General features: G+C 57.8%; 22 protein-coding genes and 1 pseudogene. 18 read left to right on the top strand and 5 right to left on the bottom strand.

All coding sequences use genetic code 11. From position 1 onward, the window contains the following. Positions 1-208: 208 nt before the first annotated feature. Together ACJ8HT_RS18315 and ACJ8HT_RS18310 are read left to right on the top strand one after the other, a co-directional pair. Positions 209-1,732, top strand: a complete 1,524-nt coding sequence (locus ACJ8HT_RS18315) for an SIR2 family protein (protein ID WP_197653145.1) — start codon at positions 209-211, stop codon at positions 1,730-1,732. A 327-nt stretch (positions 1,733-2,059) separates the two neighbouring features. Beyond that, a pseudogene (locus ACJ8HT_RS18310) lies at positions 2,060-2,305 on the top strand (hydroxyacid dehydrogenase); the annotation flags it as partial. A 35-nt stretch (positions 2,306-2,340) separates the two neighbouring features. Here the strand turns inward: ACJ8HT_RS18310 and ACJ8HT_RS18305 are convergent. Further along, positions 2,341-3,078, bottom strand: coding sequence for a DUF6216 family protein (locus ACJ8HT_RS18305; protein WP_159318811.1), 738 nt, complete (start codon positions 3,076-3,078; stop codon positions 2,341-2,343). Between the two features lie 246 nt (positions 3,079-3,324). Then, positions 3,325-4,227, bottom strand: a complete 903-nt coding sequence (locus ACJ8HT_RS18300; RefSeq protein WP_060419961.1) for a LysR family transcriptional regulator — start codon at positions 4,225-4,227, stop codon at positions 3,325-3,327. Between the two features lie 140 nt (positions 4,228-4,367). Here ACJ8HT_RS18300 and ACJ8HT_RS18295 point away from each other — a divergent pair, with 140 nt between their 5' ends. From ACJ8HT_RS18295 to ACJ8HT_RS18255, 9 genes are all read left to right on the top strand, one after another. Beyond that, a complete protein-coding gene (locus tag ACJ8HT_RS18295) occupies positions 4,368-5,903 on the top strand; it encodes an MFS transporter (RefSeq protein WP_197653144.1) in 1,536 nt (511 codons plus the stop codon). Between the two features lie 41 nt (positions 5,904-5,944). Next, positions 5,945-6,982, top strand: a complete 1,038-nt coding sequence (locus ACJ8HT_RS18290; RefSeq protein WP_197819189.1) for an HlyD family secretion protein — start codon at positions 5,945-5,947, stop codon at positions 6,980-6,982. Beyond that, entirely contained in the window at positions 6,979-8,424 is a 1,446-nt protein-coding gene (locus ACJ8HT_RS18285) for an efflux transporter outer membrane subunit (RefSeq protein WP_197653142.1), read from the top strand. Before ACJ8HT_RS18290 ends, ACJ8HT_RS18285 begins: the two co-directional genes overlap by 4 nt. Then, positions 8,405-9,178: a siderophore-interacting protein gene (locus tag ACJ8HT_RS18280; protein WP_194571374.1), complete on the top strand. Its 774-nt coding sequence runs from the start codon at positions 8,405-8,407 to the stop codon at positions 9,176-9,178. Before ACJ8HT_RS18285 ends, ACJ8HT_RS18280 begins: the two co-directional genes overlap by 20 nt. Before the next feature lie 21 nt (positions 9,179-9,199). Beyond that, the gene (locus ACJ8HT_RS18275) at positions 9,200-9,643 is read left to right on the top strand and encodes a universal stress protein (RefSeq protein ID WP_060423462.1); all 444 of its coding nucleotides are present in this window, start codon (positions 9,200-9,202) and stop codon (positions 9,641-9,643) included. A gap of 71 nt (positions 9,644-9,714) precedes the next feature. Further along, positions 9,715-10,227 (top strand): Mpo1 family 2-hydroxy fatty acid dioxygenase, encoded by a 513-nt coding sequence (locus ACJ8HT_RS18270; RefSeq protein ID WP_194571376.1) that lies wholly within the window; start codon positions 9,715-9,717, stop codon positions 10,225-10,227. A gap of 1 nt (position 10,228) precedes the next feature. Beyond that, entirely contained in the window at positions 10,229-10,969 is a 741-nt protein-coding gene (locus ACJ8HT_RS18265; RefSeq protein WP_197653141.1) for a nucleotidyltransferase domain-containing protein, read from the top strand. 174 nt (positions 10,970-11,143) lie between these two features. Next, positions 11,144-12,310, top strand: a complete 1,167-nt coding sequence (locus tag ACJ8HT_RS18260) for an MFS transporter (protein WP_039568202.1) — start codon at positions 11,144-11,146, stop codon at positions 12,308-12,310. Between the two features lie 192 nt (positions 12,311-12,502). Continuing rightward, a complete protein-coding gene (locus ACJ8HT_RS18255; protein ID WP_019452598.1) occupies positions 12,503-12,739 on the top strand; it encodes a DUF4282 domain-containing protein in 237 nt (78 codons plus the stop codon). 52 nt (positions 12,740-12,791) lie between these two features. Here the strand turns inward: ACJ8HT_RS18255 and ACJ8HT_RS18250 are convergent, their stop codons facing one another. After that, entirely contained in the window at positions 12,792-13,541 is a 750-nt protein-coding gene (locus tag ACJ8HT_RS18250) for an NAD-dependent epimerase/dehydratase family protein (protein WP_197653179.1), read from the bottom strand. A 93-nt stretch (positions 13,542-13,634) separates the two neighbouring features. Next, positions 13,635-14,498, bottom strand: coding sequence for a LysR family transcriptional regulator (locus ACJ8HT_RS18245; protein WP_197653140.1), 864 nt, complete (start codon positions 14,496-14,498; stop codon positions 13,635-13,637). Between the two features lie 114 nt (positions 14,499-14,612). On the opposite strand from ACJ8HT_RS18245, the gene ACJ8HT_RS18240 reads away from it, so the two are divergent. From ACJ8HT_RS18240 to ACJ8HT_RS18225, 4 genes are all read left to right on the top strand, one after another. Next, a complete protein-coding gene (locus ACJ8HT_RS18240; protein ID WP_100396595.1) occupies positions 14,613-15,371 on the top strand; it encodes an SDR family NAD(P)-dependent oxidoreductase in 759 nt (252 codons plus the stop codon). A 260-nt stretch (positions 15,372-15,631) separates the two neighbouring features. Beyond that, the gene (gene bglF, locus ACJ8HT_RS18235; protein ID WP_197653139.1) at positions 15,632-17,494 is read left to right on the top strand and encodes a PTS beta-glucoside transporter subunit IIABC; all 1,863 of its coding nucleotides are present in this window, start codon (positions 15,632-15,634) and stop codon (positions 17,492-17,494) included. Positions 17,495-17,508: 14 nt separating this feature from the next. Then, entirely contained in the window at positions 17,509-18,912 is a 1,404-nt protein-coding gene (locus ACJ8HT_RS18230; RefSeq protein ID WP_197653138.1) for a glycoside hydrolase family 1 protein, read from the top strand. 151 nt (positions 18,913-19,063) lie between these two features. Next, positions 19,064-20,434, top strand: a complete 1,371-nt coding sequence (locus ACJ8HT_RS18225; RefSeq protein WP_376787981.1) for a carbohydrate porin — start codon at positions 19,064-19,066, stop codon at positions 20,432-20,434. On the opposite strand, the gene ACJ8HT_RS18220 is transcribed toward ACJ8HT_RS18225, so the two are convergent. After that, a complete protein-coding gene (locus tag ACJ8HT_RS18220; RefSeq protein WP_049274352.1) occupies positions 20,435-21,034 on the bottom strand; it encodes an HD domain-containing protein in 600 nt (199 codons plus the stop codon). A gap of 97 nt (positions 21,035-21,131) precedes the next feature. On the opposite strand from ACJ8HT_RS18220, the gene ACJ8HT_RS18215 reads away from it, so the two are divergent. The 3 genes from ACJ8HT_RS18215 (at position 21,132) to eptB (ending at position 24,101) form a co-directional block, all read left to right on the top strand. Then, a complete protein-coding gene (locus ACJ8HT_RS18215) occupies positions 21,132-21,596 on the top strand; it encodes a MarR family winged helix-turn-helix transcriptional regulator (RefSeq protein ID WP_060424257.1) in 465 nt (154 codons plus the stop codon). Positions 21,597-21,756: 160 nt separating this feature from the next. Further along, complete coding sequence (locus ACJ8HT_RS18210; RefSeq protein ID WP_004934114.1) at positions 21,757-22,182, top strand: organic hydroperoxide resistance protein; 426 nt, start codon at positions 21,757-21,759, stop codon at positions 22,180-22,182. Positions 22,183-22,406: 224 nt separating this feature from the next. Continuing rightward, positions 22,407-24,101, top strand: coding sequence for a kdo(2)-lipid A phosphoethanolamine 7''-transferase (gene eptB / locus ACJ8HT_RS18205; RefSeq protein WP_060441225.1), 1,695 nt, complete (start codon positions 22,407-22,409; stop codon positions 24,099-24,101). Positions 24,102-24,173: the final 72 nt, after the last annotated feature.

The raw sequence follows: 24,173 nt of genomic DNA, 5'->3' as shown, positions 1-24,173 counted from the left end.
CCTGATTTAAAATGATTAAAATCAAAAGTGAACAGTGTGAACACTTTTTACTTAAATCTTTTTTCCCATTCTGAGAAATCATCCAGACCAAAAGCTACATAAGCTAAGAGGGATATCATTGTAAAAAAGTACAAATTAAGGATAATCGTTCAACATAGATAATGTTCGTCAGTTAGTGTGTCTTTGTTTATATTTAAGGTGAATACACATGGATATTGAAAATGAACTTAACCAATTATTTATAAACAGAGCTTCGGGACCATTCTTGTTTCTAGGTTCAGGCTTTTCCAGAAGATATATGGGGCTTGAAGACTGGCAAGGTTTACTCAATAAATTTTGTGTTATGGGTAAGCCGTATGAATACTATAAAAGCAGCGCGAACGGTGACATAGCACGTTCTGCATTATTAATCGCAGAAGATTTCCATGACCTATGGTGGAGTAGCGACAACTATAAAGAAAGCAGAGAAAAGCATTCAAATATAGTCAAAGATAAATCATCTCCTTTAAGAATAGAAATAAGTAGGTATCTAGTAGAAAAAACAGAAGATCGAAAAGAAGATCTTGATCTTAACGATGAACTTGAAATACTAAAATCCTGTGATGTTGACGGGATAATTACTACAAACTGGGATCTTTTGATTGAACATTTATTCCCTGACTACACAACGTACATTGGTCAAGAGGAACTACTTTTTTCAAACACCTATAGCATTGGTGAAATATATAAAATACATGGATGTGGTTCAAAGCCTGAATCAATGATTCTTACTGACGCTGACTATAGAGATTATAATAGTAAAAATGCTTATCTGGCCTCTAAGTTAATAACAATTTTTGTTGAGCACCCTGTTGTATTCATTGGATATTCAATAACAGATGAAAATATTCGCGCATTACTTAAATCAATATCATTATGCATTGGCACGGAAAAGTTAGAAAAATTAAGAAGTAATCTAATATTTATTGATAAAGATGAACCTGCTACAGGGGCCGTAATCGAGACGTCATATCTTCATTTTAATGACGTTCAGGTTCCAGTCAAAATAGTTAAGACAAAGAATTTTTCATTGGTTTATCAAGCCATTCATAATTTCGAACGAAAATTACCGGCACGTGTGCTTAGATTTTGTAAAGAACAAGTGTACGAAATAGTCCAAAGTCAAGACCCACAGAATAAGATAGCTGTAGTTGACTACGATAACATAAAAGATAAAAAGGATATTGAGATCGTCTTTGGGATAGGTGTTATTGGAAAGCTAGGAGATACTGGTTATAGGGCTATAACCGTGCAAGATTTATTCGAGGACGTCGCATTAAATAATAAGAACTTCTCACCTGAGAAAATCCTAACAATCACTGTAACACAATATAACTACAAGTTCATCCCAGTATTCAAATATCTATCAAAAATGAATATAGGAACATTAGAGGATTATAAGAAATCTGGCTTAAAGCTAGACCAATATATCCAAAGAGATTTTCCAGATGTCTTCGCGAGCAGAAAGGCCAGAGACTTCGTTAAGTATCAGGGTATGACATTTAATGATTTTTACGATGCAGCAAGTGAATCCGCATTTTTATCACTGGCCCCATTACATCCTGAGCCTGATGCTGAGTTTATTGCGCAATTCATCCGAGAAAATTATGATAGACTTATATCTTCTAATAATAAATATTTCTTCAGAAAATTAATCTCTTTCTATGATTGGCTTAAATATGGATTTATTTGACTTCAAGTAGCTGATTAGGGGGTGTTAGCAAGTCATTAACACCCCACAGCAGGTAAGATGTGTATATGAAAATGTATAATTAAATATAGTGAAAATATTTAACCAATTTTAAATCATATAGTTATGATTCAATGTGGACTCCTGTGATCTTCCGCCAAATTATTGTTTCCCACACTTTCTTGAGTTCAAAAAAATCCTATCCAAGCGAATCACCTCGCAGACATTTTTTTGAGAAAATAACCGTTGTTCGAGTAATGAGCTTCGATGAGCTTCTCTGGCATACTAAGCGAATTACAGCGTTGTAAGTCAGATTAAAGCGGAGGTGACATGGCAGACAAACACTTAACCCAATCACCGGCAGGTGAGTTTGTTATGTTTGCCAGCGATGATGGCGAAGTGCGCGTTGAATGTCGTCTTGAGCAAGAAACGCTGTGGTTGCCCCAGGCGACCATCGCGAATCTTTATCAAGTGACTCCCCAGGCGATTACGCAACACATCAAAGCGATCTACGAAGAAGCGGAACTTGAACAAAACGCAACCTGTAAGTCTTACTTACAGGTTCAAGAGGAGGGGGGCGCCAGAAAAGTCGCAATATTTAATCTAAGCGATTATGTGATATAGTAATACGCTCTTTCTTGTTGTTTGATGATGTAGTTCCTTACTTTTCTCTTAAGGGAAAGAGTAAGAGAAATACTGATTATTAACCAGAAAAGAATGATTTCTATGATGGTCAGTATTGGGTATATAATTATCTTGTCTTTTTTTACTTCATCTATGTATTTATTTAGTTCAATCTGGTTTTTTTCATCATTAAATATTTCGCAAATCAATGATGACAACTCTGGAGAGATGTTTTTTATTCTTTTTAGTTGATTGCTATTTCCAATGCATTGTTTTTTGTCAATAGACCAAGGGTGACGGGAAAACAAAGATGATTCCTTGGCGGAATGGTTGGTGATAAAGAAGCTTTCATTTGTTGTTTTTAACGTCAAAAGAGTCCACCCATTTTGAATGCGCAATGTTTGTATGTGCATGTGAAAAACAAATAAAAGCCCAATGGTCACTGAAAAAATAATAAAGCCAGACAGTATTTTATCAATGAACGTGTTCTGGGGTGTTTTTTTTAGAGGAATAGATATGGAGAACAATCTAATTGTCCAATTGGGGATGCCTGCTTTACTCAAGTATTCAGATTCGCCGTTTAATGGTTTGTTTAAATATTTAAGTATTATCATTCCTGCCGCGAATATACTCCCTAATATTCCAAGGATGCTTGCAAATATTTCAATAGTTGACTTGAAACTTTCGTCAGTAAATAATTCAGTGATAGATAGTGCGTTACTCATATTTTTTCCTCATTGTGACTGTTACGTTTTGTTGATTTTTTATTATTCTTATGATTTTTTCAAGTTGTTAACAGCTATCTAGTCTATGATAAGTACATGGTGTTATTGATATGAAATTCATTGAGTTGGTAAATGATTAGTGGTTACTATACGAAATGTCTTCCTAATTTAGCTAAGCGGCTATTTTAGTAACAGCATAATATATCTGAAATGCGATTTGCTATAAGTCCCCAACACCTAACCCCCTCACTCCCTTTGCAAAAAGAACTGCTTGATGGTCTGCCGCAGCCAGCGGTGTGCCGGGTCGCGATCGAGGCGCGGATGCCAGGCCTGCACGATAAACACCGATTCCAGCTCGAGCGGCAGCTCGATCTCCGCCAACGGCAGGTGGATGTTGCTTACTCCCTGCAGCACGTGGCGCGGCAGCGGCAGGATAAAGTCTGATTTCATGGTCAGCATCATCGCCGAATGGAAGCCCGGTAGGGTCAGGGCGACGTTGCGCTGCAGGCCAAGATCGCGCAGCGCGTCGTCGATCGGCCCCTGCGTACGTCCGCGGCGAGAAACGCTGATATGCGGGTAATGGGTCAGGGTTTCGGGCGTTACCTGGCCGATGATCGGGTGACCAGGGCGCACCAGCGCCTGAAAGGTGCTGGTGAACAGGCTCTGCGTCTTAATTTCCGGGTGCCAGTCGCGTGAGGAACCGATCACCAGATCCACCTTGCCGCTGCGCAGCGCGTCATCTTCGCCGTCGCTTTCGGCGATAAACTTCAGGCCGCTTAACGGCGCCATGTCCCGCAGCGTTTCCAGCAAGCCGCCTGCCAGCGCGCCGATAAAGATGTCGTTGGCGCGAATGGTGAAGGTTCGGGTCAGCTTGCCGGGCTCGAAGGATTCATTCGGCGCGATCAGCGCGGCGGCCTGTTCGATGATATCGCCGAGCTGGCGTTTCAACTCCAGCGCGCGCGGCGTCGGCACCAGATGCTTGCCGGCCCTGACCATGATCGGATCGTCGAACTGCCGGCGGATGCGCCCCAGAATGCGGCTCATCGCCGGCGCGCTCAGATTCATCTTCTCGGCGGCGCCGCTCACGCTGCCTTCTTCCAGCAGCAGATTCAGCGCATAGATCAGGTTGAAATCAATTTTTTGTGGCATGGCCTCTCCGGTGGTGGTGCGCTCAATGGATTGCGTTTTGTGCAACTAGTTAATTACATCATTTCATTTTAAACAATCGAAATAAGCCCGGATACTGCCCACGACAACAAAGATTGAGGCTGAAACAGCAGGAGTGGGGAATGGTTGAGGTGTCTGTTACGCCGCACCACAAAAATCGATGGCTCGCCAGCGCCGGCGAAATCAACGGCCGCACCTGGCTGGGGTTGTTCGGCGTGTTTTTGGCGGTGATGGCCAGCGGCGTGGGGGAAAACGCCAGCAAGTTCGCGCTGGCGGATATACAGGGCGGCATGCTGCTGAGCTTCGATGCCGGCAGTTGGCTGACCACCTGTTACGTCACCGGCTTTGTGATCGGTTCCGGGTTCACGCCCTGTTTTTGGCCGACCTTTTCACTGCGCCGGGTGGCGCTGACGATGTGCGGCATTTACCTGGCCGGTGGGCTGCTGACGCCCTGGCTGGGAGAACAGTATGGCGTGCTGCTGGCGGTGCGCAGCCTGCAGGGCTTCGCCGGCGGCGCGTTGCCGCCGATGCTGATGACGGTGGTGCTGCGTTTTATGCCGCCGCTGATCAAGGTGCTGGGGCTGGGTGCCTACGGCTGGGTCTCCGCCTGGAGCGCCACGTTGGGCGCCACCGCCGCCGCCTTCGCCTTTCACTGGGGCTGGAGCGGGTACTTCTACTGGAACCTGCCGCTGATGGCGATCGCCGCTGTGTGCATCGGCTACGGTCTGCCGCAGGATCCGCTGCGGCTGGAGCGCCTGCGGCAGTTCAACTGGCGCGGCCTGCTGCTCGGCGGCGTGGCGCTCGGCATGCTGACGGTGGGCATTTCACAGGGGGAGCGCCTCGATTGGCTGAACTCGCCGCTGATCTACGTTTTATTATTGGGTGGCGGCGGATTATTGGCGTTATTTCTGATTAACGAATGGTATCACCCGCTGCCTTTTTTCAATTTGCAGCTATTAAGTAAAAGGAATTTGTCCTTCTCCTTAATTACGCTGGGTGGCGTGCTGTTAATTATGGTGTCGCTGGTCAATATCACGTCGGGATATTTATCCGCGATTCAGGGCTATCGTCAGGAACAAACTTCCGACTTAATGCTGTGGGTGGCGTTGCCGCAATTAATTACGCTGCCGATTGTTGCCATGATATGCAATACGCCGCGGGTGGATTGCCGCTGGGTGCTGGCGATCAGCCTGCTGTTGATGGTCACCGCCTGCGTGCTGGCCGCCCAGCTGACGCCGGAATGGAACGGCGACACGTTTCGCGTTATCGCGCTGTTGCAGGCGGTCGCTCAACCGATGGCGATCATCCCGTTGCTGATGCAGGCGACCGGTGGGCTGTTGCCGACCGACGGGCCGTTTGCGGCGGCCTGGTTCAACGCGGTGAAGGGTTTCGCCGCCACCGCGGCCGGCGGCGCCATCGCGCTGCTCAGCCGACAGCGTGGGGACTATCACGCCGGCACGATCGCCGACGGTTTTGGCTCGGCCTACAGCCGCGCATCGGGGTCGGCGGAGCAGCTGGCGCAGCTTGCCGCTCGGCAGGGCCACGTGCTGGCCAGCGCCGATCTTTATCTGTTGGTTGCCGGCCTGGCGTTATTACTGACCGCGCTGATTTTATTTATGCCGACCCGTATTTATCCGCCGCGTTCGGTCGCCGCCTGACATTTTATCATCAGAAATAAATATTAAGTGGAGTCACTTTTATGGCTAACAAGAAAGTCGCCGTATTGGCGGTTACCGTCATTACGCTGGGATTATTAATCAATAAGTTTTTTATTAAAGAGACACAGCAGAATACCAACGACGCCTATATTCGCGCCGATATCTCGCGTATTTCTCCGCAGATTGCCGGTGAAATTGCGCAGGTGTTGGTCAGGGACAACCAGTGGGTCAAACAGGGGGAATTGCTGGCGGTGATCGACCCGCGTGAATTCAACGTTGCCCTGGCGCAGGCGACGGCGCAGGAGCAATCGGCCCGCGCCCGGCAGGACGACGCTAGGGCTAACCTCACCCGCCAGAGCGCGCTGATCGCCGCCGCGCAGGCGGAGCGGCAGGCGGCGCAGGCGGAGCTGGCGTTTGCACGCCAAGAGCAGAACCGCTACCAGAGAATGGCCAGCAGCGGCGCGGGTTCGCAGCAGGCAGCGCAGCAGGCGACAACGCGGGTGCACACGCTTTCCGCCAATGTGGCGCAGGCGGAGGCGACGCTCAAAGCGGCGCGAAACATGGAGCAGGTGCTACAAGCCAAGCTGGCGGACAGCGATGCCGAGCTGATGTTGGCGCAGGCGAAGAAAGCGATGGCTGAACTGAACCTGTCTTATACCCGCATCACCGCGCCGATCGGCGGCGTGGTCGGCAAGAAAAGCCTGCGGGTCGGGGAGTTCGTCAAACCGGGCGATGCGCTGCTGGCCATCGTGCCGCAGGACAAGCTTTACATCATCGCCAACTACCAGGAAACCCAGCTGGAAAAAATTGCGCACGGGCAGTCGGTAGACATCCATATCGATACCTTTCCCGGCCAAACGCTGAAAGGGCAGGTGGACAGCATTGCGCCGGCTTCCGGCGTCAGCTTCGCGGCCGTGGCGCCGGAGAACGCCACCGGCAACTTCACCAAGATTGTTCAGCGCATCCCGGTGAAGATTGTGTTCGATATCAATAAAGAGCATGCCGCCTTGCTGAGCGCCCTGCGCGTCGGCATGTCCGCAGACGTCAGCATCAATACGCTGGACGGAGGCGTGCAATGAACAGGGCCGTGATCCCGCTGCTGTTGATTGCGCTGAGCGGCTGCCAGGCGGTAGGGCCGGACTACGCTCGGCCGCAGAACGCGCTGCCCGAGAGCTGGGGTCAGCAGGCCGGTGGCGGGGCGCTGCCGGTGGCCTGGTGGTCGATATTCAACGATGCGTCGCTGACGCAACTGGTGCAGCGCGCGGCGGCCGGCAACCTGGATCTGCAGCTCGCCACGGCGCGCATGCAGCAAAGCCGCGCACTGCTGGGCGTGACCGAGGCGGCGCTGATGCCGGATCTGAGCCTGGACGGCGCCTATCAGCGCCAGCGCGCCACCTCGGTGGGCAGCATGGATCCGTCCGGCAACGGCGGAGAGGCGGATTATAACCTTTGGCGCGGCGGATTCAGCGCCACCTGGGAGCTGGACATGTGGGGCAAGCTGCGTCGCGCATCGGAAAGCGCGCGCGCCGGCTTCGCCGCTTCGCAGGAGAATCGGCGCGCGCTGCTGACGTCGGTGACGGCGGAGGTGGCGAGCGACTATCTGCGTCTGCGCGCCACGCAGCAGCAGCTGGCGGTGGCGCAGGAAAACCGCGCCACGGCGCTGCGCACGCTGCAGCTGACGCAAAGCCGTTATCAAAGCGGCGCGGGCAACGAACTGGATATCGATCAGGCGCAGGTGCAGTTGGCGCAGGTAGATGCCCTGCTGCCGACGCTGTTCGATCGACAGGAACGCTTGATCAACGCCATCAGCCTGCTGTTGGGCGAGCGGCCGGGCGCGCTGAAAGCGATGTTGTCGCCGACGGGGCCGCTGCCGGTGCTGGCGCGCGCGGTGCCGATGGGCGTGCCGTCGGATCTGGCGCTGCGCAGGCCGGATATTCGCGAAGCGGCGGAGCGTTTGCATCAGGCGACCGCCGAGATTGGCGTCGCCACCGCCGACTACTATCCGCGCATCACGCTGACCGGCAACGCGGGCTACCAGGCATTGGCGCTGGCGGATATGGGCAGCTGGTCCACGCATACCTTCGCCATCGGCCCCGCCCTGTATCTGCCGCTGTTCGACGGGGGGAAAATCACCCAGCGGGTGCGCCTGAGCGAATACCGGCAGCAGGAAATGGCCATCGCCTACCAGCAAACGGTGCTGCGCGCTTGGCATGAGATCGACGACGCGCTTTCCGGTTACCGCGCCCAGCAGCGCCGCCAGACGCACCTGGCCGAGGCGCTGGCCGCCAACCGACACGCGTTTGCGCTGGCGCGCGACAGCTATCTGAACGGCGCCAGCGATTTTATCCACGTTCTGAGCACGCAGCGCGCGCTGCTGGATCTGCAGTCCGCGCAAATTGTTTCACAGGAGGAGACGGCGATCGCCGTGGTGAATATCTATCGAGCGCTGGGCGGCGGTTGGGAACACACCTACCCGTCTGCGGCGACACAGGAGAAGGCTGATGCACAACACGCTGAATAAGATTGTCGACGAGATGCTGGAAAGGGATACCCGCCGTAAACGCGAGGCCAGGGTGAGCGCCGTGCGGCAAGTCACCACCCGGATCCGCCGCATCACGTTGAGCGGTGACGATGTGGATAAGTTTATCGCCGACCCGCGCGCGCAGGAGCCGGCCAGTTGGATCAAGGTGTTCTTCCCGTGGCGCGACACGCTGGCCGGGCGGGCCTACACCCTGAGCGGCATCGACAAACTCGCCCGCACTTTCGATATCGATATGGTGCTGCACGGCGAAGGCCCGGCGTCGAACTGGGCGCGCGACGCGATGCCGGGCGACAAGCTGGGGTTTGCCGGCCCTTGCTCCGGCGGCTTCCGGCTGTTGCCGCAAACTCGCTGGCTACTGTTGCTGGGCGATGAGACCGCGCTGCCCGCCATGCGCACTATCCTCGCCTCGCTGTCTACCCCGCTGCCGGTGCTGTGGTTCGCCGAAGTGGGCGATGCGCAGGAGATTCAGGATGTCGATTGCTCCTTTTTGCAGATGAACAGCTGGCAAATACGCACCCGGCATTTCGACAGCGTGATGAACAGCCCGCTGGTGCAGGCCGTCAGCCACTGCGAACTGCCGGCCGGGGAAGGGCAGGTGTGGCTGGCCTGCGAACACCAGGTCGCCGCGTATCTGAAGGCGCGTTTTATCAACGAAATGGGCATCTCCCGCGCCGCCTTGTTTGCCAAAGGTTATTGGAAAAAGGGCGAAGCTAATTTCAAGGGCGCGATGTAACTCGGGTGAATGAGGATGGTTATGATTGAGAGAGTGTTATTGGCGGTGGACTGCTTTGAACACAGCGGCAACGCGCTGGATTTTATGGCGCGTCTGCAAGGCAGCATCGGCGGCGTGATCGTACTGACGGTGGTAGACAATGCCTTCACGCTCAGCCGCAGCGGCCTGCGTTTCGACAGCGACGAGCGCGAAGAATATCCCGCCGCCCAGCGCGAAGAGGCGCTGGCGGAAAAGCAGGTCGGGCAGGTGACGCGGGCGTTGAAACAGATGGGTTTCAACGCCCAGGGCCTGCTGGCTGCGGGGGCGCCCATCGAGGTGATCCCGGACCAGATGGCGTTGTTCAACTGCGATTTGCTGATCATCTCGCACCGCCACCTGTCTTCGTTGGGGCGCTGGCTGAACGCCTCCGTCACGCGCGGCCTGCTGGATGAGATTGGCCAACCGGTCTTGGTGATCCCGCGCTAAGCTATGGGTAAGGGCAGCCGCATGCGGCGGCGTGCGTTCGGCGACGAAGGCCGTACATACCGGAGGTCAACATGCGAAGTCTGGAAGATCAACTTGCCGCTTATGCCGCCTATCACCGCGATGCGCGCAATATTGCCACGCATTTTATCGGCATTCCGCTGATCGTCGTCAGCCTGCTGGCGCTGCTTTCCCGGCCGGCTTGGGGCACGGGAGGGCTGCCGTTTTCGCCGGCCTGCGCGGTGGTGATCGTCGCGGCCCTCTATTACCTGCGGCTGAGCCTGCGCCTTGGCGCCATGATGCTGGCGTTGCTGCTGCTGTGCCTCGGGTTCGGTGCCTGGGTGGCGTCGCTGTCGACGGCGGCGTGGCTGAGCGTCGGTTTCGGCGGCTTCGTCATCGGCTGGCTGTTTCAGTTTGTCGGGCATTTCTGGGAGGGGAGAAAACCGGCGTTTATGGACGATGTGACGGGCCTTATCATCGGCCCGCTGTTCGTGCTGGCGGAAGCCTGCTTCCTGGCCGGCGGGCTGCGCGAACTGCAGCGGAACATCGAAATGCGCTCGGGCAAAGTGCGTAGCGGGAGGGCATGAGGTGGGCTTGATTCCTACGGTGACGGCCTTTCCGCTGCAGCAGGCTTTTATCCCGCTGCTGGAGGCGCTGACGACAGAGCTACCGCGCCAATTCCCGGCGCTCATCCACAGCATTTACCTCTACGGCAGCGTCGCGCGCGGCGAAGCCATTCCCGGCGTCTCCGATCTGGACATCACGCTGTTGCTTATCAAGCCGGCCGATAGCGAGGCGTTGCAGCGCCTTGAGGCGTGGCGGCAGGCTTTTCAGCTGGAGCAGCGGATCGTGAGCAAGGTCGACTTTGACATCGGCAGCGTCGAGGAGGCGTTGAACCCCGAGCATTGCCATTCCTGGGGATTTTGGCTGAAGCATCACTGCCGCTGCCTGTGGGGCGAAGACGTGTCCGCCGCTTTTCCGCTGTTTCGGCCCGATCGGCGCATCGCGCTGGCGGTCAATGCCGATTTACGGCCCGTGTTGGCGCGCTATCGGGAGCAGTTGCTGCAGGCAAGCCCGGTGCCGGATGAGAAGCGCTTAAAGCGCGAAGCGACCAGAAAGCTGATCCGCGCTACCAACATGCTGCGCGCCGAGGACAGCGCATTCTGGCCGACAACGTTAACCGACTATGCCGAGCAGCTGCTGGCGCGCTATCCGGCACAGCAGGCTGACATGACGTACTTGCTGGCTCATGCGGTTGGCGAGGCGAACGACGCTGCCTTTGCCGACCGGATGATGGATTTTCTTGCGTGGATGGAAGGGCAGCGGTAGGGCGGCCGCCACGCGTGATCACACCGGATGACGGATGCCCCCTCCCGCTGTACTTTTAACAAATTTGCAAAAGTCTTTTAGCCTCCCGCCTGCTTATCTTTGTTGTGATCAATGTCATACTTTCGGCATCTTAACTGTTCCCGCGCTTCGGCAGCGGTAAACCGGAGTTGTTGCATGAAAGTGAATTATCCCTTGTTAGCGCTGGCGGTAGGGGCGTTCGGCATCGGCACCACCGAATTCTCACCCATGGGCTTGCTGCCGACCATCGCCAAAGGGGTGGACGTCTCCATTCCGATGGCCGGCATGTTGATCAGCGCCTACGCCGTCGGCGTGATGGTCGGCGCGCCGCTGATGACGCTGCTGCTGTCGCACCGGGCGCGCAGAAGCGCGCTGATTTTCCTGATGGCGATCTTTACCCTGGGCAACGTGCTGTCGGCCATCGCGCCGGATTACACCACCCTGATGCTGTCGCGCATCATCACCAGCCTGAACCACGGCGCCTTCTTTGGCCTCGGTTCGGTGGTGGCCGCCAGCGTGGTGCCGAAAGAGAAACAGGCCAGCGCCGTGGCGACCATGTTTATGGGGCTGACCATCGCCAATATCGGCGGGGTGCCTGCCGCGACCTGGCTGGGTGAAACCATCGGCTGGCGAATGTCGTTCCTGGCGACGGCCGGGCTGGGCGTGATCGCCATGTTGGGGCTGTGGTTCTCGTTGCCGAAAGGCAGCGCCGGCGCGCGCCCTGACGTGAAACGCGAGCTGTCGGTGCTGGTGCGGCCGCAGGTGCTGACCGCGTTGCTGACGACCGTGCTGGGGGCGGGCGCGATGTTCACGCTCTATACCTACATTTCGCCGGTATTGCAGCACATCACCGAGGCGACACCGCTGTTCGTGACGGTGATGCTGGTGCTGATCGGCGTCGGTTTCTCCATCGGCAACTACCTCGGCGGCAAGTTCGCCGACCGTTCCGAGAGCGCGACGCTGAAGGGCTTCTTGCTGCTGTTGGTGGCCATCATGCTGCTGATCCCGCTGCTGGCGCGGAGTGACATCGGCGCCGCGGTGAGCATGGTGATTTGGGGCGCGGCGACCTTTGCCGTGGTGCCGCCGCTGCAGATGCGCGTGATGCGCGTGGCCAGCGAAGCGCCGGGGCTGTCGTCTTCGGTCAACATCGGCGCTTTCAACCTGGGCAACGCGCTGGGCGCCGCCGCCGGTGGCGCGGTGGTCTCCGCCGGTCTGGGCTACAGCTTCGTGCCGGTGATGGGGGCGATTATCGCCGGGTTGGCGCTGCTATTGGTGTTGTTCACCAGCCGCACCGCGGCAAAAGTCGTTTACGCCAACGGCTAAGCGACAGCGTGCGGCGGTTTTTTATCCGCCGCACGCCGTTAGCCGCATAAAACATAAACGCTTATCCTCTCCCGCCCCCATTTATCTGTTCGGCATCAACTCTTAGCCGCTATCATTAACCACGTATATGCATGGTGGCCGCTTGCACGGCACCTCTGGGATAATGAAAGACCTGCCTAAGGAAAGATCCACATGAGAAATATCTTCTTCTTCGACGCGATGCTGACGCCAAAAATCATCACCGCCGTTTACTGGCTGGCGCTGTTGGGCGTGTTGATCAGCGGCATCGGCATGATGTTCTACGGCGAGTTCTTCCGCGGCCTGTTCGGCATCATCGTCGGCGGCGTGTTCGTGCGCGTGGCGTTCGAGATGATCATCATTGCGTTTAAAAATAACGAATATCTGCGCAAGATCGCCGAAAAACCGTAACTATGCCAAAACGCCGGGTATTGCCCGGCGTTGTTTTCCTCTCCGGTCTTGGCTATTCGAAGCCGAGCAGGCTGAACGCATCGTCCTGCGGGGCGTAACCCAACAGGCGACGGGTCTCTTCCAGCGATAAACGCGTGTAGCGGTTATTGGAAACCCCGTGCACCACCGCATATTGCACCCCTTCGACACGAATGCAGCGCTCCAGCAGATCGGCGGCGTCGCGATGGCTGAGAAACGCGCTCATATCGCGGGCGCTGAGCCGATCGCCCGGGCTGAGGGTGGTGAAGTTGGCGATGCGCACAGACAGGGCGGAAAGCCCTTCCTGATGGGCGAAGTAGGCGGCGATGCCTTCGCCGAAGGCTTTGCTGGCGCCGTACAGGTTCTTCGGTTTCGGCGCGTCATCCGGGCGGATTTGATAGTCGAGCGGATAGCCTTCCACCGCCTGCGCACTGCTGGCGAACACCACCCGGCGGCAGCCGGCGTCTTTCGCCGCGCGGAAGATATTGAAGGTGCCGAGAATGTTGTTGTCCATCAACGAGCCGCAGAAGTCGGCGTCGGGGGAGGGATCGGCCGCCAGATGCAACACGGTGTCGATATTGGCGCAGGCCGCGCGGCAGGCGTCGAGATCGGCGATGTTGAAGCTGATGACTTCGTCGCCGGGTTGCAGATCGTTCAGCAGGCTGATGTCGCGTTCCGCCAGGCGCAGCGCGTAGCGATCGCCCACCGCCTGACGAAACGCTGTGGCTACCCGGCCGCCGGCGCCGGTGATCAGAATCCGTCCTACATCAGTACGCAACACCATGATGACTGCCATCCCTACTCTCGATTAAGTGTTGACCAGTAATAATCCCCCGCGTGACTTTTGTCCAGTATTTATATTAGTCATTCTGATGCTTTATGCCGGTAATGGGCACGTTTCGCCGAGCGTTTCGACCAGGAAATTCATCACCGCGCGCACGGCAGCGGTGCGCGCCAAATCGGGATACGTCACCAGCCAAAGCTCGCGCGTTGGCGCGGCATTGGCCGTGGGCAACGGGACCAGATCCGGATCGCCATCGGCGACGAAAGTCGGCAAAACGGCGGCACCCAGCCCTGAACGCGCCGCTTGTTGCAGTGAAAACAGATCGCTGGCCTGAAAGACCACCGGACGCCCCTGCAACAGCTGTTGCAGCCATTGCTGATGCGGCTGCTGTTGGTAGTGATGGTCATAGGCGAGAAAGCGGCGCGCCGCGTCGGGCAGTGCGGCGTGCTCCGGTGCGGCATACAGCGCGTAGCGCATCATGCCGATGCGCTGCGTCAGCAGCTCTGGCTGCTGCGGGCGCACCATGCGCACGGCGATGTCGGCTTCGCCGCGATCCAGCTCGGCGAGCGCCGATTCACCTGACAGCGTGACGACGATCTGTGGAAAAGCCTGGTTAAATGCGGCAATGCGCGGCGCGAGAATATGCGCGGCGATCGACGGCGGCGCACTGATGCGCACGCCGGCCTGGGGCGTTGCGCCGGCGCTGCGCGCATGGCGGGCAATAGCCTGACTTTGCGCCTCGATCTCCGCCGCCAGCCTGGCAATCGCCTGTCCGTCCTGGGTCAACGGTGTGCTGCGCGGCAGTCGTACGATCAAACGCAGGCCGAGCGCCTGTTCCAGCGCCGCTACGCGTCGCCCGACGGTGGCGTGATCGCAACCCAGCTCCCGCGCTGCCGCCGACAACGAACCGGTGCGCGCCAGCGCCACGAAGTGTTTTAAATCCTGCCAGTCAAACATCGGTGAATTCCTGCACATTAATGATGCGATTTTCGGGAATATTCACACGAATAACGGCGTGATTCAATGTGTGAACGTTTCCTCTTAAATTGAATTATTCAATTAAGGTTTCTTATGAATTTGCAATTACAGCAACGCACGGCATTGGTCACGGGCGCCAGCGAAGGGATCGGTGCCGGCATGGTCAGGGTATTGGCCGCTCAAGGTGTCAAGGTAGTGGCCACCGCACGACGCGGTGACCGGCTGCAGGCCTTGGCGGGTGAGGTGGAACGGCAAGGGGCGGTGCGTCCGCAGGTGATCGTTGCAGACGTGACCGACCCTGAGGCGATAGCCCGTTTGGCGGCGCAGGCGCTGCGCCAGGTGGGGACAGTTGATATCCTGATCAACGCGGTAGGCGCGTTTCACCCCACGACGCTGAACGACAGCGATCGTAGCTGGGATGACGCTTTCGCTTTGAACTTCACGCCGGCCCGCAGATTGACTCAGGCGCTGTTGCCGGCCATGCAGGCGCAAGGCTGGGGCCGGGTGATCAACATCAGCGGATCGATGGAGCCGCGCAGCCTGAGCGCCGCCAGCGCCGCCAAGGGCGCATTGCATCTGTGGGCCAAAGGATTGGCCAGCGACGTGGCTGCGCAGGGGATTACCGTCAATACGCTGCAACCCGGACGTATCAACAGTGAACAGATCCGTGAGCGCTTATACGCTTGCGATGAAGCGCGCCAGGCGTTCATTGCGCAACATATCCCGATCGGCTACTTCGGCGAACCGGAAGACATGGCCTATCTGGCGGCGTTTCTTTGTTCCCCGCTCGCGCGATATATCACCGGTGCGGTGATCCCGGTAGATGGCGGCATGCATTATTTCGCGCATTGAGGCCATTTTGTATAAGCGATCACAGTTCGGCAATTTGCCGGCGCAAAGCCTTGCCCCGGCAAAATCCGCGGTGTTAACGTCATAACTCAACCGATTTAGGGTTGTTACTGCTACGGCAGGCAAAACCTAAACCTCGCGTTTCTGTTCCCCGATGGGGCAGAGGCCGCGAGGTTTAGGTTTTTTTTTGCGCCGAATTCCGCCTCAGCGCCAGGCCAGCGCGGGGAGGGGAGCGGCAGAATGCGAAGTCTAAGGATAACCGTATGAAATATGACACATTAGCCAGTGAGATTTTGGCCGGCGTCGGTGGCCGCGACAATGTGAAAAGCCTGGTGCACTGCGCCACCCGCCTGCGTTTCAAGCTGCGTGACGACAACCGTGCCAACGCGGCAGCGCTGAAGAAAAACCCCGGCGTCATCATGGTGGTGGAGAGCGGCGGCCAGTTCCAGGTGGTGGTGGGCAACCACGTGGCGGAGGTGTTCGACGCGGTTAACCGCGTTGGCGGATTGGCCGAGGGTGCGCCGGGCGACGACGCGGGCGGCAAAAAAGACAACCTGCTCAGCCGCTTTATCGATCTGGTGTCCGGCATCTTTACCCCGCTGCTCGGGGTGATGGCCGCTTCGGGGATCCTGAAAGGCTTCCTGGCGCTGAGCCTGGCCTGCGGCTGGCTGCTGGAGAGCGGCGGCACCTTCAAAATGCTGTTCGCCGCCAGCGACTCGCTGTTCTACTTCTTCCCGATCATGCTCGGCTACACCGCCGGGAAAAAATTCGGTGGCAACCCCTTCATCACCATGGCGATCGGCGGCGCGTTGACGCATCCGCTGATGATGGCGGCGTTCGAAGCGGCGCAGCAGCCGGGGGCGGTGCGCGAATACTTCTTCGGCATTCCGCTGACCTTCATCAACTACAGTTCGTCGGTGATCCCGATCATCTTCGCGGCCTGGGTGTCCTGCCGCCTGGAGCCGCTGTTTAACCGGGTGATCCACAGCGCGCTGCGCAATTTCATCACGCCGCTGCTGTGCCTGGCGATCACCGTGCCGTTGACCTTCCTGCTGATCGGCCCGGCGGCGACCTGGCTCAGCCACCTGCTGGCCAACGGCTATCAGAGCATTTACGCCTTTAACCCGATCATCGCCGGTGCCTTTATGGGGGCGATGTGGCAGGTGTGCGTGATCTTCGGCCTGCATTGGGGATTGGTGCCGTTGATGATCAATAACCTGAGCGTGCTGGGGCGCGACACCATGGTGCCGCTGCTGTTGCCGGCGGTAATGGGGCAGGTCGGCGCTACGCTGGGCGTGATGCTGCGCACCCGCGACGCCAAGCTGCGGGCGCTGTCCGCTTCGGCCATCGGCGCCGGGATTTTCGGCATCACCGAACCGGCGGTGTACGGCGTCACGCTGCCGAACAAACGCCCGTTCATCTTCGGCTGCATCGGCGGCGCGCTGGGCGGTGCGGTGATCGGCTACTTCCATACCTCGGTCTACTCGTTCGGCCTGGTGAGCGTATTCACCTTCGCGCAGATCATCCCCGGCGGCGGCATCGACGCCACGGTATGGGGCGCGATCGGCGGCACCCTGCTGTCGTTCGTGTTTGCCGCGCTGGCCAGCTACCTGTTCGGCGTTGCGCCGGCGGAAGACGCGGCGCAGCCTGAAGCCGCCGCGCCGCTTAACCGTAAGCAGGCCATCCTCAGCCCGATCGCCGGCGACATCGTGCCGCTGGATCAGGTGAACGACGCGACCTTCGCCAGCGGCCTGCTGGGGAAAGGGGTGGCGATTGCGCCGCAGCAGGGGCGCGTGGTGGCGCCGGTGAGCGGCAGCGTGGCGTCGCTGTTCAAAACCAAACACGCCATCGGTATCGAATCGGACGACGGCGCGGAGATTCTCATCCACGTCGGCATCGATACCGTGAAGCTGGACGGGGCGCATTTTACCGCCCACGTGCGGGAAGGCGAGCGGGTCGCCCCGGGCGATCTGCTGATCGAGTTCGACCAGGCGGCGATCCAGGCCGCCGGCTATGACACCACCACGCCGATCATCATCAGCAACAGCGATGACTACGTGGACGTGTTGACCAGCGGCCTGTCTCCGGTGCAGGAACAGGCGCCGCTGCTGACTTTATTACGCTAATTGAGGAGCAAGCGATGAACGGCAAGTTTCCGCAACATTTTCTGTGGGGCGGCGCGGTAGCGGCGAACCAGGTAGAAGGCGCATATCAGGCCGACGGCAAGGGGCTGTCGACCTCCGATCTGCAGCCGCAGGGCATCTTCGGCGCCATTACGCCGCGCACGGCGGGCGACAGCGGCATCAAGGATGTGGCGATCGATTTCTATCACCGCTATCCGGAGGACATCGCGCTGTTCGCCGAAATGGGCTTCAAGTGTCTGCGCACCTCGATCGCCTGGACGCGCATTTTCCCGCAGGGCGACGAAGAGACGCCGAACGAAGCCGGGCTGGCGTTTTACGATCGGCTGTTCGACGAGATGGCGAAGTACGGTATTCAGCCGCTGATCACGCTGTCGCACTATGAGATGCCTTACGGCCTGGTGAAGCACTACGGCGGCTGGGGCGATCGGCGCACCATCGATTTCTTCGAGCGCTATGCGCGCACCGTGTTCGAACGCTACAAGCACAAGGTCAAACACTGGCTGACCTTCAACGAAATCAACATGTCGCTGCACGCGCCCTTCACCGGCGTCGGCCTGCCGCAGGAGAGCGACAAAAGCGCCATCTATCAGGCGATCCACCATCAGCTGGTAGCCAGCGCCAGAGCGGTGAAGGCCTGTCACGAGATCGTGCCGGAGGGCAAAATCGGCAACATGCTGCTGGGCGGCATTCTGTATCCGCTGAGCTGCAAGCCGGAAGATCTGCTGGAAACCCAGCGGCAAAACCGCGACTGGCTGTTCTTCGGCGACGTGCAGGCGCGCGGCTATTACCCGGCCTACATGCAGCGTTTCTTCCGTGAAAACGGCATCCAGGTGGCGATCACCGAGGAAGATCGGCAAACGCTGCGCGAAACCATCGATTTCATCTCGTTCAGCTACTACATGAGCGGCTGCGTCACCGCCGACCCGGCGCAGTACGAGACGGCGCGCGGCAACATTCTCGATATGGTGCCGAACCCGCACTTGGCCAGCTCGGAGTGGGGATGGCAAATCGACCCAATCGGGCTGCGCTACCTGCTCAACGTGCTGTACGACCGCTATCAGAAACCGCTGTTCATCGTCGAGAACGGGCTGGGCGCCAAAGACCGCGTCGAGGCTGACGGCAGCATCAACGACGACTACCGCATCAACTACCTCAATGACCATCTGGTGCAGGTGGCGGAAGCGATCGACGACGGCGTCGAGGTGATGGGCTACACCAGCTGGGGGCCGATCGATTTGGTCAGCGCCTCGAAGGCGGAAATGTCGAAGCGCTACGGCTTCATTCACGTCGACAGGGACGATGCCGGCAACGGCAGCCTCGAGCGCCGTCGCAAGAAGAGTTTCTACTGGTATCGCGATGTGATCCACAGCAACGGCGCCAGCCTGAAAGAGCGGCGCTAGCCTCTAAGCCCGGCGGCAAGCGCCGGGCGTTAACCTAACGTTATTCGCTGCTGTTCATGATGGGAAATTCTCTCCCAGGGAATGCTGTTGCCCGCAGTCAGCCGTTATGCGGAGAAATATAATAATGATGAAAAGCTTATTACCTCGTTCCATGATCCTGGCGGCGCTGGCGCTGCTCTGTAGCCAGGCGCAGGCGGAAACGCTGCAAACCGGCAAGGACGTCGAAGCCCCCACCGCCAAATGGGAAGGGGTGGCGCTCGGCTTTGAGCCGCCGCAGCCCGGGCTGTTGGGGGATATGCTGGGGATCAGGCCGATCCTGGAGGATCACGGCTTCCACTATAACCTCGGCTACCTCAGCCAGCTGTCGTATAACGCCGGCGGCGGTTACAACCACGATAAACAGGCGTCGTACATCGACCAATTCTCGTTGACCTTCAGCCAGGATTTGCAGGCGCTGACCGGCATTCCGGACGCGGCGATCGAAGGCAATATCGTCAACCGCAACCATGATAATAACCTGACCCGCGATCGCTTGCAGGATCCGCGCGTCGGCCTGACCGATCTGTCACAGGAGAGCTTTGGCGGGCAGTCGATTACCCGCCTGGGTTGGTTGACCTTCAGCCGCTCCTTCCTCGATCGCCGGCTGCAGTGGCGCATCGGCATGATGAACAAGGTGCAGGATTTCGATCAGATCATCCCCTGCGATTTTCAGACGCTGACGCTGTGCGGCGGCAAGTCCGCCAACTCGTTGACCTGGTACAACTGGAACGTGCATTACTGGGGCACCACGCTGCAATACAAGCTGACCGACGGCCTGACGCTCAAGGGCGGCGTGATGGAGCAAAACCCGAGCGCCCCCAGCCGCAGCCATGCCTGGAGCTGGTCCACCAAGGGCAGCAAAGGCTTCCTGTTGCCGATGGAGCTGGAGCTGAAAACCCACGCCGTCAACCAGCTGCCGGGGGTGTATAACCTGGGCGTGCTGTTCACCAACGCGCGCCAGAGCGATCTCTATGAAGGGGTGTCCGGCGGGCCGGGTGCCAGCGATCCGCAGGGCTATCGCAGCCACGATCGCACCTGGTTCCTGTATACCGGTTTCAACCAGCAGGTGACGCGCCATGCGGATGACGTCAACCGCGGCCTGAGCCTGTTCTACAGCCTGGGGCTGGGAGATCAGCGCAGCAACTACCTGCATTGGTCTACCTCGACCGGCATCCGTTACCGCGGGCTGTTCGATGCGCGGCCGGACGACTGGCTGGGGCTCGGCGTCTCGGTGGTGAAACTGAGCGACCGCTATAAAGACAATCAGCGTTATCTCAACCAGATGAGCGGCATCAGCGATTATCACGATCCGAACTACCGGCCGGTGCCGGGCCACTCGGTGACGGCGGAGCTGTATTACCGCGTTAACGTCACGCCGTGGCTGCAGCTGCAGCCGGGCCTGCAGTATTGGCATCACCCGGCGGGCGTCAGTGAGACGCAGGACGCCTGGGTGACGGCGTTGAAAACCGTGGTGACCTTCTGATCAAGCCGCGTCGCTCTCGCGGTAGCGCCGGCGGGCATGTTCGAACCAGCTGGCGGGCACGTTGTGCGGCGGCTGCTGCAACCTGAGCAGCCCCTGTTCAACGATATGGCTGGCCTGGCGCCACAGCGTCGGGTCGCCTTCGGTCAGCACCTCCAGCAGGCGCTGTTTCTCGATCAGGTAGGTCTGGGCGAAGTGGCTGTCATAGTCCAGCAGCGAGCGGGTGTTGTCGATAAGATCCGCCAGCTTGATGGTTTTGGCCTGCGGCGATGCGCCGGCGCTGTGGCGCCGATCGCGGTTTTTGCGCTCAAAGCGGTTGCCATCCTCGGCGTGGCTGACGTTGGTTAACATCCGCACCAGCTCTGCCACCTTCGGCCCGAAATGGCTGTCGATGTCGCCGAGGGTGGTGGGCGTGTCTTCCACCGTATCATGCAGCCAGGCGGCCGCCAGCATCTCTTCGGTGTGCGGTACGCTGCGCACCAGCTCCATCACCGCCTGCGGGTGGACGATGTACGGATCGTCGGTGTATTTGCGGCGCTGATCGATGGCCGCATGCGCCTTGGTGGCGTAGCGGCGCGCGCGTTCTGCAAGCGTGTTCGTCATTTCCTTTCCCTCCGAGCATCCTCTGCATGGAAAAAATGTAGCATACCTCACAAGAAATAGCTTGCGATTACATCGTGCGCTATCTATATTCACACACATGAAAAGCACCGAGACCGAACAACCCAAGGCGAAGAACCTGCTGCAGCTCGATCAGCAGCTCTGTTTCGCGCTGTACTCCGCCAACCTGGCGCTGCACAAAGTTTATCGCAAGCTGTTGAGCCAGCTCGAACTCACCTACCCGCAATACCTGGTGATGATGGTGCTGTGGGAGCGCGATCGGGTGACGGTATCGGATATCGGCGAGCGGCTGTTCCTCGATTCCGCCACGCTGACGCCGCTGCTGAAGCGGCTGGAAACCGCCGGTTTGCTGGTGCGCTATCGCGCCACCGCCGACGAGCGGCAGGTGATCATCGCCCTGACCGAAGCCGGCCGCGCGCTGCGCGAGCGGGCGCAATCGGTGCCCGAGGCGGTGATGTGCGCCACCGACTGCAGCCTGGACGAGATCGTCTCGCTCAAACAGCAGCTGGAAAAGCTGCGCGGCAGCCTGATCGATCAGATTTGACCCGCCGTCGCCGGACGCAAGAACGGCGCGGGTGGTCTACACTGGTTAATAAGTGTCAAAAATAAGTAGTGCGCGATTTAATCGCAAAAGATAAATATGTGACCGGCTTTACCTCGTGGAAGCCGTAGTCATCTCGCCAACCAGCAAGAAGGAATGAACGATGTCTATTGAGAAAGTGGTTTACCGCGCTCACGCCACCGCAACCGGCGGCCGCGACGGCCGTGCGACCTCCTCCGACGGCGTGTTGGACGTGAAACTGGGCGTGCCGAAAGAGATGGGCGGCGCCGGCGGCGAAGTCACCAACCCTGAGCAGCTGTTCGCCGCCGGTTACTCGGCCTGCTTCCTCGGCGCGTTGAAGTTTGTCGCGGCGAAAGAAAAGGTCAAAATCCCGGCCGAAGCGAAGATAGACGGCACCGTCGGCATCGGTGAGATCCCGAACGGCTTCGGCATCGAAGTGCAGCTGGATATCTCGCTGCCGGGCATCGAGCGCAGCGTGGCGGAAGATCTGGTGAAAAAGGCGCACGTGGTGTGCCCGTACTCCAACGCGACCCGCGGTAATATCGATGTGACGTTGAACGTGAAATAACGGTTTTCGCCGACGCTCTGGAAAAATGGAGGGGGTTCCCTCCATTTTTTGTTTTGTCCAACCGCCCATAGCTCACACAACAGGGTAAAAAAAACCTGTTTTGTGAGAATTCTCTTGATTGTTACCTGCAAAACCACGCTTATTGCCGGTTGGCTGAACCTGCAGCCGCATTGACTGTCTGAAAAACTCAGAACTGCTATCGCCCTCCGGAGCCACCGCACTACATGAACAAAATAAAATCGCTATCACAGCAGAATTTATCGTTATTGTTAGCGATCTATATCGGCATCTTTTTAAACCTGTCCGTTTTCTATCGCCGTTTTGACTCGCTTGCGCACGGCATTCAGGGGATTAAGCTTATTTCGGCGGTGACGGAAGTGATCGCCATCGTTTTATTCACTTTCTTTATCATGCGATTGGTGTCGCTCGGCGGCCGGTTGTTTTATCGCATCGTCGCTTCGCTGCTGGTGCTGATTTCGGTCGCCGCCAGCTACTACATGACGTTTTTCAACGTGGTGATCGGCTACGGCATCGTGGTGTCGGTGATGACCACCGACATCGATCTGTCGAAAGAGGTGGTTGGCCTGCACTTCGTGCTGTGGATGGTGGCGCTCAGCGCCTTGCCGCTGCTGCTGATCTGGAAAAACGGCCTGCGTTACACCCTGATCGAACAGCTGAAAACCCCTGGTCATCGCATCAAGCCGCTGCTGGTCTTGCTGGCGGTGGTGGCGCTGGTCTGGCTGCCGCTGCGCATGCTGGACGACGAGCAAAGCGTGCAGGAGAAGCTCGCCAACGTCGATCTGCCGAGCTACGGCGGCGTGGTGGCGCACTCGTATCTGCCGTCCAACTGGCTGTCGGCGCTGGGGCTGTTTGCCTATACCCGCTATGACGAAAGCCAGGACCAGAGCACGATGTTCGATCCGGGCAAACACTTCACCTATGTACCGCCGGCGGATATCGACGATACCTACGTGGTGTTCATCATCGGCGAGACCACGCGCTGGGATCACATGGGCATGCTGGGCTATGAGCGCGATACTACGCCGCGGCTGTCGAAAGAGAAGAACCTGGTGGCGTTTCGCGGCGAGTCGTGCGATACCGCCACCAAGCTGTCGCTGCGCTGCATGTTCGTGCGCGAAGGTGGCACCGAGGATAACCCGCAGCGCACGCTGAAAGAGCAGAACGTGTTCGCGGTGCTGAAGGATCTGGGCTTCTCTTCCGAGCTGTTCGCCATGCAGAGCGAGGTGTGGTTCTACAACAACACCGAGGTGAACAACTATTCGTTCCGCGAGATGATCGCGTCCGAGAAGCGCAACGACGGCAAGGCGGTCGATGACATGCTGTTGGTGGACGAAATGAAGGAGTCGCTGGCGCGCTATCCGAAGGGCAAACACCTGGTGATCCTGCATACCAAAGGCTCGCACTACCTGTACTCGCAGCGTTATCCGCGCAGCTATGCGCGCTATCAGCCGGAGTGCATGGGGGTGGATGATTCCTGCACCAAGGCGCAGCTGATCAACGCCTTCGACAATACGGTGCTGTATACCGACAGCTTTATCAGTAATGTGATCGACCAGGTGCGCGACAAGAAGGCCATCGTGTTCTATGCCGCCGACCACGGCGAATCGATCGGCGAGAATACGCACCTGCACGGCACGCCGCGCGAAATGGCGCCGCCGGAGCAGTTCCGCGTGCCGATGATCGTATGGGCGTCGGACAAGTTCCTCGAGAACCCGCAGCACCTCAGCGCCTTTGAGCAGCTGCAGGCGCAGCAGCGCATCGGCAAAACGCATCGCCACGTCGAGCTGTTCGACACCATCCTCGGTTGCCTCGGCTACACCTCGCCGAACGGCGGCATCGTGGATAAAAACAACTGGTGCTCTCTGCCGCAGCATAAAACGGCGCCCGCCCGCCTGTAATCCTTCCCGCCGGGTGCCTTGCGCACCCGGTAATTTCACTCAATACATTCTCTTCATCAATTATTCCGGTGT

The organism is Serratia sp. CY44782, assembly GCF_052168715.1.
Taxonomy (GTDB): Bacteria; Pseudomonadota; Gammaproteobacteria; order Enterobacterales; family Enterobacteriaceae; genus Serratia; species Serratia nevei.
Note: the sequence above shows the minus strand (reverse complement) of the source record. Positions and strands in the feature narration are given on the sequence as shown.